This window comes from Enterococcus sp. 4E1_DIV0656 (genome assembly GCF_002140695.1).
GTDB lineage: Bacteria > Bacillota > Bacilli > Lactobacillales > Enterococcaceae > Enterococcus_D > Enterococcus_D entomosocium.
On sequence record NZ_NGLF01000001.1, the window covers coordinates 954,954 to 967,147 of the forward strand.

10 protein-coding genes and 6 tRNA genes (1 of these 16 only partly in view) are annotated in these 12,194 nt (G+C 44.5%); all 16 read right to left on the reverse strand.

All coding sequences use genetic code 11. The annotated features are described in order from the left end of the window. Positions 1-6: 6 nt before the first annotated feature. Complete coding sequence (locus A5882_RS04495; RefSeq protein WP_016621094.1) at positions 7-1,779, reverse strand: PTS mannitol transporter subunit IICBA; 1,773 nt, start codon at positions 1,777-1,779, stop codon at positions 7-9. A gap of 313 nt (positions 1,780-2,092) precedes the next feature. Further along, positions 2,093-2,527 carry a PTS sugar transporter subunit IIA gene (locus tag A5882_RS04500; RefSeq protein WP_005232954.1) on the reverse strand — a complete coding sequence of 145 codons (435 nt, stop codon included), beginning with the start codon at positions 2,525-2,527 and terminating at the stop codon, positions 2,093-2,095. Positions 2,528-2,539: 12 nt separating this feature from the next. After that, complete coding sequence (locus A5882_RS04505) at positions 2,540-4,570, reverse strand: BglG family transcription antiterminator (protein WP_061053509.1); 2,031 nt, start codon at positions 4,568-4,570, stop codon at positions 2,540-2,542. Next, positions 4,551-6,299, reverse strand: a complete 1,749-nt coding sequence (locus A5882_RS04510; RefSeq protein WP_086298913.1) for a PTS sugar transporter — start codon at positions 6,297-6,299, stop codon at positions 4,551-4,553. The genes A5882_RS04505 and A5882_RS04510 overlap by 20 nt, the downstream gene beginning before the upstream one ends. Positions 6,300-6,368: 69 nt before the next feature. Continuing rightward, positions 6,369-7,718 (reverse strand): NlpC/P60 family protein, encoded by a 1,350-nt coding sequence (locus A5882_RS04515; protein ID WP_086298914.1) that lies wholly within the window; start codon positions 7,716-7,718, stop codon positions 6,369-6,371. 185 nt (positions 7,719-7,903) lie between these two features. Next, the gene (mreD, locus tag A5882_RS04520; protein WP_005232950.1) at positions 7,904-8,413 is read right to left on the reverse strand and encodes a rod shape-determining protein MreD; all 510 of its coding nucleotides are present in this window, start codon (positions 8,411-8,413) and stop codon (positions 7,904-7,906) included. Between the two features lie 2 nt (positions 8,414-8,415). Beyond that, a complete protein-coding gene (gene mreC / locus A5882_RS04525; RefSeq protein WP_005232949.1) occupies positions 8,416-9,273 on the reverse strand; it encodes a rod shape-determining protein MreC in 858 nt (285 codons plus the stop codon). 142 nt (positions 9,274-9,415) lie between these two features. Beyond that, positions 9,416-10,048, reverse strand: coding sequence for a thiamine diphosphokinase (locus tag A5882_RS04530; protein WP_005230235.1), 633 nt, complete (start codon positions 10,046-10,048; stop codon positions 9,416-9,418). Next, entirely contained in the window at positions 10,049-10,702 is a 654-nt protein-coding gene (rpe, locus tag A5882_RS04535) for a ribulose-phosphate 3-epimerase (protein WP_176462003.1), read from the reverse strand. It lies immediately after the preceding gene. A gap of 9 nt (positions 10,703-10,711) precedes the next feature. Then, positions 10,712-11,596: a ribosome small subunit-dependent GTPase A gene (gene rsgA / locus A5882_RS04540; RefSeq protein WP_086332823.1), complete on the reverse strand. Its 885-nt coding sequence runs from the start codon at positions 11,594-11,596 to the stop codon at positions 10,712-10,714. Between the two features lie 102 nt (positions 11,597-11,698). Then, positions 11,699-11,772: transfer RNA gene (locus A5882_RS04545), tRNA-Pro, on the reverse strand. A 30-nt stretch (positions 11,773-11,802) separates the two neighbouring features. Next, positions 11,803-11,876, reverse strand: a tRNA-Arg gene (locus A5882_RS04550). Between the two features lie 11 nt (positions 11,877-11,887). Continuing rightward, positions 11,888-11,973, reverse strand: a tRNA-Leu gene (locus A5882_RS04555). An 18-nt stretch (positions 11,974-11,991) separates the two neighbouring features. After that, positions 11,992-12,063: transfer RNA gene (locus tag A5882_RS04560), tRNA-Gly, on the reverse strand. Positions 12,064-12,073: 10 nt separating this feature from the next. Beyond that, a tRNA-Thr gene (locus A5882_RS04565) sits at positions 12,074-12,146 on the reverse strand. A gap of 7 nt (positions 12,147-12,153) precedes the next feature. Beyond that, positions 12,154-12,194: transfer RNA gene (locus A5882_RS04570), tRNA-Leu, on the reverse strand (it continues 41 nt past the right edge of the window).

The following is a 12,194-nucleotide window of genomic DNA, read 5'->3' on the forward strand; positions in this document are numbered from 1 at the left end:
CCTTTCTTAATTCGCTGCTTTGATCGATGCCACGATCCGTTGATAGTTCGTCGTTCCCATCAGATTATTAACGGATAGATGGATCGCTTCTGGCGCTGAGGTTTGCGCTTGCGGCGTTAAGGCTTCTTTTGTGATCACCAGGGAAGAGGCGTTGGCATGGAGATCATTGATATGGCTTTTTCTGATTGGCATCGTCAGAGATTCTTTGGCTAAAAGATCTTGGAAGACTTTCTGAGCCATCGTTGCCGAACCTTTGCGGTCATCGTGGGCCAAAATGATTTCACTGACTTGCTTAAGGTCATTGGCGGAAGGAACATCTGCCTGGTTGCCTGCTTCAGACGTTTTTTCTGACTCCCCCGCTGTCTTCGTCCCTGACAATGTAGCTACGATTTCATCGTAACGTGGAGAGTTCAGGAAATTCTCAACCGCGACGAAGGTCGCATTTGGCGCTTTTTGTTTGGCACGTTCTTGCAATTCTTCTTGAGTAACGATCAGCGTATTGGCATCGTCCGTCAAATTGTTGATGGCGGAATTCGAGACATTTTGTGGAAGACCCGCTTCTTTGACTTTTTTACGTAAGATCGATGCCCCCATAGCACTGGAGCCCATGCCTGCATCACATGCGAAGATGATGCGATTGATGCCAGTCATTGGTTGAGCCGCCAAACCTTTGGCGCTGAGTTTTGCTGCTTGCGTTTGTTGTACTTTTTCTTCAAAATTATCCACCGTATCCTTCGCATCCGCTTTCAAGATCGCGGCAGCGACGATAAAGGACACACCTGCTCCTACGGCAATTCCGGCTAAGACAGAAACGACACTCATCACCGAGTTGAATGGCGTCATTGCTAAGATCGCAATGATCGAACCTGGGGAAGCAGGTGCCCGTAAGCCTGCACCTAACAATTGGAAGGTAAAGCTTCCTGATACACCGCCGGCAATCACTGCTAAGAACATCAATGGTTTCATCATGACGTATGGGAAGTAGATCTCATGGATCCCACCGATAAAGTGAATGATGATCGCTCCAGGTGCCGAAGATTTCGCTGCTCCTTTTCCGAAGAAAGTGAAGGCTAGCAAGACTCCTAAACCAGGTCCAGGATTGGCTTCTAATAAGTAAAGAATTGATTTCCCAAATTCGCTGACTTGCTCAGTACCTAGTGGTGTCAAAATTCCATGGTTGATGGCATTGTTTAAGAATAGGATTTTTGCTGGTTCAATAAAAATATTGGCTAATGGAATCAAGTGGGCATTGACGATCACTTCTACCCCTGCTGCCATTGCTTCTGTCAAGGTATTAACAACTGGCCCGATTGCTACAAAGCCCAGTAATGCTAAAGCAAAACCGATCAAACCTGATGAAAAGTTGTTGACCAACATTTCAAAGCCAGCGCGAACTTTGTCTTGGAAGATCTCGTCAAATTTCTTGATGACCCAACCGCCTAAAGGACCCATGATCATTGCACCCAAGAGCATTGGGATATCCGTTCCGACGATGACCCCCATCGTTGCGATCGCCCCAACCACGGCTCCGCGGTCACCAGCAATCACTTTCCCGCCAGTATACCCGATCAAGATTGGGATCAAATACGTTAGCATTGGACCGACCATCGTTGCAAAGGCTTCATTTGGTAAATACCCATCTGGAATAAATAATGCCGTTAATACACCCCATGCAATCAATGCGCCGATATTCGGCATCACCATACTCGACAACGTACTGCCTAATTTTTGAACTTTTGCTTTGACTGATGATTTGGCTGCTTTTTGTGTCTGTTCCATTTTTTTCTCTCCTCTCGTCTGCTTACACCCTTATTGTAGGCGCTTCCCAAAAAGCTCGAAAGTCGTACTTTGGCACAAAAAACTGTGCCAAAACTTGTAGCCAAACGGATAGAACAAAAAAAGGCGAGCAGCCCCTGCACTCGCTTATTTTTGTTATGTTTCACGTGGAGCATTTTTTTTGATTTTGCCAAAACACACAAAAAAAAGTGTACCCGCTCCTTCTACACAAGGTAGAAAGAGCAAGTACACGGAGGCAGCTCATTCATTTATTTCGTTCGCTGCTCTTGTTGCTAGCCAGCCTGCTGCTGATTGCTTATTCTTCTGCTAACAAAATCTGTTGGATCTCTTCAACCGATTCGGCATCACTAAGCGCCCGAACATTCTGCATATCAGAACAAAAAAAGGCGATTTCTTGCAAAACAGCTAATTGCTGCTCTTTTAGGACGACTACGAAAAGGATCGTAGCGATTTTGGGTTGCTCCTTCGTGCCGAAGTCGACGCCATCCGGCACTTGGATCAAAAAGAGCCCTTCTTCCTTGATCCATTGTTGGGCTTCTTCTTCCGCATGGGGCAATGCAACAAAGTTACCGATGTAAACACCTGTTTTTTGATGGCGCCGCAAAAGGCTTTTGACATAAGGTAAAGAGACGATCTCCTGGTTGACTAAGTACTCGCCAATTTTTGTCAGAGCCTCTGTGGCATCGGTAAAGTGTTGATCCAACAAAATCCGCTCCTGTGGAATATACATCGCTGATCCCTCCTATTGTTTTACTTCTTCAATCAAGAGCGAAGAGAGTAACTGATAAATAATCGAATCATTGCCGGAATTAAAAATCTCCGTATTTAGATCATTCATAATGATCGAACCACTGATCTTCCCTAACATCTGAGAGCTTGTTTCATTGATAGGATAGGGCGCCAGCATGACTAATAAACGGGTAACAGCGATCTCTTTTTTATCCATCGCTAGAAGTGGCAGCGGCTGTTTCAAATCGAAAATACGAAAAACAGGTTGCAGGATCGCCGAACTCGCCGCGTGAAACAAGGCAAAGTGGGTGTCAGGAATGCCCACTGGCGCTTGGAAGTAGCGCCTTAAGAGACGATCAACAACTTTCTCACGATCCAAAACAACATGTGCATCAAAAGACGTCAGCACCAGCTGCAACGTTTCTTCCAAGTCCGCTGGGTTATCAATCGCCTGCACTTGAAACAGCGCCAATAGCTGGTTAATAGCTTCGATAAAAGCCAAGACCGCTTCATAGGATTCCTCTTTGACCAAAGCAGAGGGCGCTTTTTTGGCGGAACGTTTTTTCTGACTAATGGCTTGGAAGGCCTTCTTCAACTCTTGAATGTCTTCTTCTAGCAGGATCGGTGAAACGAGTTTGTATTCTCCTTGATACCCTGGCAGCAATGAAGTCGAGATCACCAAGTCATAGGTCTCCTCGATATTTTCCCGTTTGACATCCCCCACTCGAAAGAAGGTGATTTGATTGATAAAGGGAAAATGTTTCCGCAGCTGCATCTCTAACAAACTGATGGAGGCTAATCCGCTAGGAGAGATCCCTGCAATATTGACTTCTAACACTTTCGGATTTTTTTCCAACGAATTGGCAAAATGCAGGACCATATAGGCAATTTCTTCTTCCGAGAACTGCTGCTGCGGAAAGACTTGCGGCAGATGATTGCGAATCCCGCTGGCAATCTCGACATACTGGTTCATGATTTTTTCTAGGATAGGGTTGTTCAAATGATCTTCTTCTAAAATAGCCCGCGTCATTACTCCTGAGATATGGGTCAGCAGCATTTTATACAAGTTCGTGTCTTCATAAAACGCCACTTCCGTTTGCTCACTGACCAATTCGATCAAGCGTTTTACACGATAAGCCAAGTCGGTATCAAAATTGTCATCAAAAAAATCACGGTCAAAGGAATTGGCAAAATCACCTAGTAACACGGCAAAAAAGACGATTTCGTTGATGGAATAAAGCAGTTTGGTCTTTTCGGCGATCTGAGCAAAAATCTTTTTCGCCACCTTCAGCAAGTCTTTGTTGATCTGACTCGGGTACGTCTCTTCTTCCACCGTATAGCCCAAAGCTACCCGATCCATGGCTAGCGCCAGCATCAAGACGATAAAGGCTAATTTGCGGTCACTAAGTTCCTTGAATTGGGGTTCGATGGTTTCCCGAATCAACCGCTGGGCTAGCAATAGATGGTCGCGGGACAGAAATTGAAAAATAAACGGGGCTTCATCATCGGTTTCCAGTAAATGGAAAAATTGGTATTCATTGATCTCCATCACTAGTGTATTGGCTGTGAGCAACCGCCGATACTTTTCGGAGCCTTCGATCTCATACCCTTGATTGCGCACGATCCTTAACGGCAGCCGTGCGAGACTCTCTTCAAGCTGTTTGATGTCTGAAAAAAACGTCGTATTGCTGATTTGGTAACGCTCCAAGAAAAAATGACTGGATACAGGCTTCGTGGCGGTAGTCAGTTGCAACAAAATACGGTGTTGCCGCTCACTAGCCGCGAATTCTTGATCGGTATCTGCCATAATGGCTTCTTGTAATTGGCGAATGCTCGTTTCTGATGCAAAAATTTGGAAATGACCACGACCGACCTTCTCTAAGGTAGCATCTACTGTTTCTAAGGATTTTTCTAGATTAGCCAGTTCACGGTACACCGTTCGTTTACTGACTTTTAAGACTTGCATCATGCGATCTAAAGAAACCGGACCGGTACTATTCATCAATTCCGTTAATAAAAGTGTTTCACGATTGGTCAAAAACATAGTCGACTCCTTCTGTCAGTAACTGACGATACGCATCTGTCGTCAATAAATCATCCACCACCAGTAAAGAAACATCTGGGATCGGGCACTTTTCTGCAAGTTCTTTCGGGAGGATATAGACTGCCGTAGGATCAAGAGCTTGTCCTTCATATGCCATTTTTTTGATGGTCAAAGACAGCGCTTGTTGGCGAGCCATTTTTCTTAATATCTCCACTGCCATCGTTTGTGAACCGCGTTTTTTTCCAGTATACAAAAAGATGATCGTTGAAAACCCTAGCGAATTTGCTGCTTCGATTTGTAACGATTTTTGCGGATCCTGTTCTCTTCTTTGTAATTCTTGGATCAGCGGGGCATACTCATCTGCCGCCAAAAAATTATCTAGCACATAATGCTGTGCGTGTGGTGTCTGCTTTTGGGCAATAGCTGCTAATTCCCGTTGGGTGATCACTAACAACTTGGGATCATCCGTCACACGATAAATCGACTGATAGCGGACAGGAAACGTTAGCTGGGCTTCTTGCAACTGTTTTTTTAGTATGCTGGCACCAATCGCACTGGACCCCATCCCTGCGTCACAGGCCACAACGATCTCCGTGACTTTCTTCATTTTCGGCATCTTACGCTCCTCATTTTCTGTATTGGTCTTCCGTTTTAACAGCACACTAGCGATCGCAAACGATACGACCGTACTGACGACAATCCCAGTTAAGACACCAAGGATCATAGAAGCCGGTGTATTGAGCAAAATCGCCAAAATCGAGCCCGGGGACGCCGGTGCTCTCAAGCCTACTCCTAAAAATTGGAAGATCAGTGTACCGCTGAAACCACCAACGATCGGACCGAGCAACACCCAAGGATCGAGCAAAACAAACGGGAAATACACTTCATGAATCCCACCAATAGCCTGCACAAAAATGGATGCTGCGGCATTCGTTCGGTTTCGCTTTGAACCAAAGAAAAGATACGCCGCTAAGACCCCTAATCCCGGACCGGGGTTGGCCTCGATCAAAAATAAAACCGACTGACCGTTAACTGCCGCGGCTTCGATTCCTAGCGGCGTAAATAGTCCATGGTTGACAATATTATTAAAAAACAAAACTTTCAATGGTTCTACAATGATATGAATAAAGGGCAAGACATTTTGCCGAACGAAATAATCCACGAGCTGATAGCTGCCGAGACTGAACCAATTAAAAAGCGGCGCCAATAGGAAATAACTACCTAAAAAAAGGAGTCCGCCAAGCGCACCTGCAATAAAATTGCGCACCAGCATCTCATAGCCACTTTTGACCTTACTCACGAACGAATCACTGCGATACAACAGCCAGCCTGCCAGTGGACCCAGTAGCATCGCCCCAAAGACTTGGGGAATATCCGTTGCGAGAATAGCCCCTAAGACCGCCACTGCTCCTACGACCCCACCTCGCTCAGGTGCCAACATTTGCCCACCTGTATAAGCAATCATGAGGGGCAGCAACACAGTCAAGACCCCTTGTTCCATTTGCTGGATCACTTGTTGATCGACTGAAAACAAAGGCAGCAGGAATGAAATCAGCATCCATGCAATAAAAATACTTAGATTCGGCATCATCATGCGAGAAAGATAATTCGTATAAAACTTAACCGTTATCATTTTTTCTCTGGAAGACGAGGTCTTGTTCATTTTATCCGCTTCCTTTCTCTTTTCTATTATAAGATGTTCTGGCAAGACTGAAAACAAAAAAAGCATACGTTTTTTAAAACAGAAATCAAAAAAAGCTGACGTAAAACGCCAGCTTTTGAAATAGCTTCAATTGATTTAGTTTACGCGCACCGCGAAATCTGGTGAGTAATAAGAGTAACTGCTGACAGAAACATTTTGACCAGGTGTTGGTGCATGAACGTATTGTCCGTTACCCATAGCGATCGCCACGTGGTGTGTGCTTCCGCGGCTACCCCAGAATAACAAGTCACCGGCTTTTGCTTCGTTGATCGAAATTACCGTACCGGAAAATTCTTGTGCGTAAGTTACCCGTGGTAATGAGATCCCAACTTTAGCAAATACATATTGTGTAAAGCCAGAACAGTCAAAGCCGTCTGGTGTCGTACCACCCCAAACATAAGGGGTACCAATGTATTTCATTGCTTCTGCTACGATTGCTGAACCATTGACCGTTTGTGCGGGTGCAGGAGTACTGCTTGAACCGTTGCTGCTATTATTTGATCCTTGGTTGTTATTATTGGCAGGTGTCGATGGGGTCGTATTTGCTGAACCGCTGCCTTGTGATGAACTGCCTTGCGTAGTATCAGTCGTCGTACTAGAATTTGTTGTGGCGCTTGATGTCGTTGAATTCGACGTTGAAGATTCGCTTGCTGCTGCTTCCTGAGTAGCTGCTTCAGCTGCTGCCGCTTCTTGAGCCGCTGCTTCTTGTGCTGCTTGTTCACGAGCTGCTGCTGCCGCCGCTTCTTCTGCAGCGATGCGAGCTTGTTCTGCTTCGTATTCTTCTTTTTGTTTTTCTAAATCAGCTTTTTCATCTTCTTTAGATGCTTGTTGAACAGCCAATTCCGCTTGCAAAACATTCAAATCAGCTTGTTTGGCTTGTAGATCCCCTAATTGTGTTTCTAATTCAAATTGGTTCGCTGCGATCTCTGCCAATTTATCGTCGTTTTCCGCTTTTTTCGCTTCAACTTCTTCTTGGTCTGCTTTTTGTTGATCCACAAGATCTTTGTTAGCATTGACGATCGTCGTCATTGCTTGCACACGGCCAATAGCATCTGTTAAAGAGTCAGCTTCTAATACTGCATCAATAAAGTTCGTGCTTTGTCCATTGACTTGAACATCACGAGCTTGTTTTTGGATCGCTTCTTCACGCTTTTCGATTCTGACTTTCAAATCGGCAATTTCTTGCTTCAACTTTTCAGAATCCGCACGCAAATCCCCTTGTTGTTGCAACAAAGTTTGGGCTTTTTCATTGATTGCAGTCACGTCGCTTTCAAGTGCTGCTACTTGTGACTGGATGCTCGCTTGCTGGTTTTGCAAGTCAGAGATCTCTTGATTTTTTTCTTCAATTTTATTGTCAAAATCTGATGCAAAGACAAGTGTCGGTGCTGCTGCAGAAGTAAGAACAATTGAACTTACTAACAATAAAGATAAAATTCGCTTTTTCACTCTTCATTCCTCCGGCTGTTGCTTCCCCTAATATGGTTTTTTTATGTATAAATGCTTAAGAATACCTAAAGTCCTTCACGATAGTGTGATTGTAACACAGCCGTATGTCAGAGAGATAAAAGGAATATTACAAAAACATTTCAATCGCTGTTATTTTTATACAGTCAAACGCAAAAAAAATGAAGCTATTCGTCTTTGAATAGCTTCATGAATGGAATGACTAAAAGGATAAACAAAAGGATGTTCAATAAAAGCGTTGGTGCTAAAAAGCGGGAAACAAAGAATGACGTGCTAACTGATGCGATCTTAAACAGCAATTGAACCCCCAATGTCACAACTTCTAAGCTTGTAACAAAGATGATCATTCCGAAAAACATGGTAAATACATTTTGATAAAGCGTATTTTTCAAAATATACATAATCCACACGATCAAGGGAAACGCCACCGTGTAGATGCCGATCACACCGACATAATACACGTCATAGAGACAGCCGATCACCAGCGCCGTGGTGATCAAAAAGTTTTTCGGCAAATACTTCGCGCCACATAAAAGGGCGATCAATAAAAGATGCGCACTGGCGATATAATTGTCTTGGGTCCATTTTTCCAAAAAACGCGTCAGTTGTCCATCTGCCAACATCATCAAAAAGAAGACGCCCGCTGCCAGGTATTTGATGTAGTCATGCTTTTTCATGGCTATTCCTCACCTGCCAAGCGTTTGATAATCGTTACTGCTTGAATATCATACATTTGGGCATACGGTTTTACAAATACTTGGGTATCAAGACCAAACTCATCTTTGGTGGTACGGATCACTGTTCCGATCGCTAAGTCGGCGGGCGAGTTTCCTCCTAATCCAGAGGTCTGCACGACATCGCCTTCCTTCAGCTCATTGTCCCCCGTCAATTGGGTGATGACTAAGGAACGTTCTTTTTGATCGTAACTACTTAGGATCCCAAAGTTTGACCCATCTTCGCCGCTGATCCGAACCGGATAATGGTTGGAATTCTGGTTTTCAGAAGTCAAAAGTTCAATTTTAGAAGAAGCTGCATTGACCTCAATGACACGACCAATCAAGCCTTTTTGCGACATGACTGCCATGTTGACCTCAACACCATCTCTTGAGCCGCGGTCCACGATCAGCATATCTTGCCAAGTATCAGGTGACCGATTGATGACATTGGCGGAGATCCGTTCATAATTCGTCAAGGTTGCATTCAGCTCTAGCTCTTCTTTCAAGGCATCGATTTCTCTTTGCGCATTGTCCTTCGCTTGTTCCAGTTCCTCAAAACTGTCCAATTTCTCTTTTAAACGTTCATTTTCTTCATAGGTCACAAACAAATTTTTGACTGAATTGGCACCATTTTCGATCCAACGAAAAGGAGCGGTAATCATTTTATCGATAAAGCCAACGGAGTCATTGACCGTAGATTGCACGGCATTGGTGGAGTTTCCCGCTGCTCGGCGGGCGATCGTCACGCTTAATACGGTGACAACTAAAATCACAATAATCAATGTGATGATAATATTTTTATTAGGATTAAACTTTTTCACAAAGACACCTCAAATAATTCCAAACTGTAGTTCCAATTTTACCATTAATACCCTGCAAACAAAAGCTAAGTTGTCCGTCTTAATGTTTTTTTTGTAATTAAGTTTCTGAAATTTTCAACAAAAAAAAGAGACGTTCCGTCTCTTAATCACAACTTTGAATGACTGCTATCATCCCGCTGCTAAAGGAAAAACCTGCTGTTTGTGTCAGAAATTCATTGCTGGCATAAGAAGTTGGGTACGGAACTTGGACGTTTTCTAATAAATACTTGCTACCTGTCAACGTCAAATCTGTTACCGGCGTCAAACAGCAGTACGCCAAATACTGCATCTCGGGTTCTTTTTCCAATTGATAGGTGCCTGGTAAAAAGAACTGAACGACATTTTGACGATCTAAAAAACGCAGATTTGGGGCAAATGGACGAAACCGATCTTCTAAAGGCAGCCATAGATTGGCTAAAAGATGGTCGAGACGTCCTCCTGTTGCACCAATCAAGTCGATTTGCGCTTCTGGATAGCGACGCAACGTCTCCACCAATGCCAATTGGGTATCTGTATCATCTTTTTCAGCAGGAGCTTGGATCACTGTGTTGACTTGTTGTTTGACTGCTTGCAGTTCGCCTGCGGTCAAAGAGTCGAAATCACCAATCGCTAGATCGACTGGCCGTTGGTGCTGAAGCAAAAACAATGCCCCGCGATCGATCCCAATGTATTTGTCATACGTCATCAGCGGTGGCCAATTTTCAGGGCGCCCCCCTGCTGCTAACAAAATCTTCATTTATTGCAAAGCTTCTTTCAAGGCTCTGATTTGTGCTGCAGGTTCATCGGCATCGTAAATATAGCTTCCTGCTACGAAGACATTTGCACCTGCTTCCAGGCAACGTTTGGCTGTCTCAGGAACGATCCCGCCATCTACCTCGATATCATAATGGTAGCCTTTTTCTTCTTTTAAAGCAGCCAGTACCGCAATTTTTTCTAGTGATTCTTCAATAAAGGATTGCCCACCAAACCCTGGATTGACCGTCATGACTAACACTTGATCACACATGGATAAAACATGTTCAATGGCTGATACTGGTGTGCCTGGGTTGATGACGATTTCTGCTTTGACATTTTCTGCCACAATCATTTGGATCGCACGATGGATATGAGGTGTTGCTTCCGCGTGGATACCAATGATATCTGCGCCAGCTTCCGCGAAGGCATGGATATACTTTTCTGGCTCGGTGATCATTAGATGAACATCCAACGGCAGCTTGGTAACTGGGCGAATCGCTTTAACGATGTTTGGGCCTAAGGTAATATTAGGGACGAAATGACCGTCCATCACGTCTACGTGAATGTAATCTGCGCCATGGCGTTCCACTAACTCAATGTCTCTTTGAAGATTTGCAAAATCGGCACTTAAAATAGATGGTGCTAGTTTCATCATGCTTTTCCCTCACTTTTTCTTCTTTTTATAAACCGGACGTCGGTTTTCAATCTCTTCTAAAAATTGCACGTAATTTTTGTAACGAGTTGCAGCAATCTCATTTGCTGCAACTCCCTGTTTAACTGCACAATCAGGTTCATTGAGGTGCATACACTCCCTAAAGCGGCAGTTGGAAGCTACTGCTAAAAAATCAGGGAAGAGCTTTGGTAACTCTACTGCTTCGATTTCCAGAAAATCGATCGAACTAAATCCTGGTGTATCGGCAACCAATCCATCACAAATCGGCAAGAGCTCCACATGACGGGTCGTATGTTTCCCCCGTCCGAGAGATTCTGAGATCACTCCTGTTTCCAATGCCAATTCCGGGACGATTCGATTCAATAGCGTAGACTTTCCAGCACCGGATTGCCCCATAAAGACGGTGATCCGCTCAGGGAAGTACCGTTGAAGTTCCAATAGATCTTCGCCTTCTGCTTTTGACGTGATCACGTGGTAGCCAATTGCTTGATAGGTCTCCTCAATTGCTTTCATTGCGGCAAGATCTTTCACAAGATCCGCTTTTGTCAAAAAGATGATCGGTTCGATCCCCTCATACTCTAAGGTCACCAAAAAGCGATCCAATAGATTATAGGAAAAGTTCGGCTCAACTAGACTTGTCACGACCACTCCTTGATCCACATTTGCGACTGGCGGTCGAACCAGCTCATTTTTTCGCGGCAAGATCTCTAAAAGATAGCCGTCTGTTTGATTGCTGCTTTCAAAAATCACTTCATCCCCAACCAAAGGAGTGATTTTTCGATTTCGAAAATTTCCTCGAGCGCGGGTTTGAAAGATTTCATCTTCTGATGCCACATAATAAAATCCGCTTAGCGCTTTGATGATTTGTCCCTTCAAACAATTTCCTCCTCGTTTTTTACTATTGTATCATATTTTCAGGTCTTCTCACTGGCTGAAAACACAAAAAAGCCTGAAGCGAATGCTTCAGGCATCAAAAAATCGGGAAGACAGGATTCGAACCTGCGACCCCTTGGTCCCAAACCAAGTGCTCTACCAAGCTGAGCTACTTCCCGATAATAAAAATGAAACAAATAAAAAGACTACGCGCCCAAGAGGAGTCGAACCCCTAACCTTTTGATCCGTAGTCAAACACTCTATCCAATTGAGCTATGGGCGCATATTATGAAATGCCGAGGACCGGAATCGAACCGGTACGGTGATCACTCACCGCAGGATTTTAAGTCCTGTGCGTCTGCCAGTTCCGCCACCCCGGCTGAAAATTGCTAAGGCAAAGCGGAAAACGGGGTTCGAACCCGCGACCCCCACCTTGGCAAGGTGGTGCTCTACCACTGAGCTATTTCCGCGTATTCCTGATGCCGGCTAAAGGACTTGAACCCTCGACCCTCTGATTACAAATCAGATGCTCTACCAACTGAGCTAAGCCGGCAATGAAGTGCGGGTGAAGGGACTTGAACCCCCACGCCCGAAGGCGCTA

Bases quoted from the DNA above. Each gene is read 5' to 3' on its own strand.
- A5882_RS04495 (WP_016621094.1), bottom strand. From the start codon at position 1,779: ATGGAACAGACACAAAAAGCAGCCAAATCATCAGTCAAAGCAAAAGTT.
- A5882_RS04505 (WP_061053509.1), bottom strand. From the start codon at position 4,570: ATGTTTTTGACCAATCGTGAAACACTTTTATTAACGGAATTGATGAAT.
- A5882_RS04530 (WP_005230235.1), bottom strand. From the start codon at position 10,048: ATGAAGATTTTGTTAGCAGCAGGGGGGCGCCCTGAAAATTGGCCACCG.
- A5882_RS04510 (WP_086298913.1), bottom strand. From the start codon at position 6,299: ATGCTTTTTTTGTTTTCAGTCTTGCCAGAACATCTTATAATAGAAAAG.
- rpe (WP_176462003.1), bottom strand. From the start codon at position 10,702: ATGATGAAACTAGCACCATCTATTTTAAGTGCCGATTTTGCAAATCTT.
- mreD (WP_005232950.1), bottom strand. From the start codon at position 8,413: ATGAAAAAGCATGACTACATCAAATACCTGGCAGCGGGCGTCTTCTTT.
- A5882_RS04500 (WP_005232954.1), bottom strand. From the start codon at position 2,527: ATGTATATTCCACAGGAGCGGATTTTGTTGGATCAACACTTTACCGAT.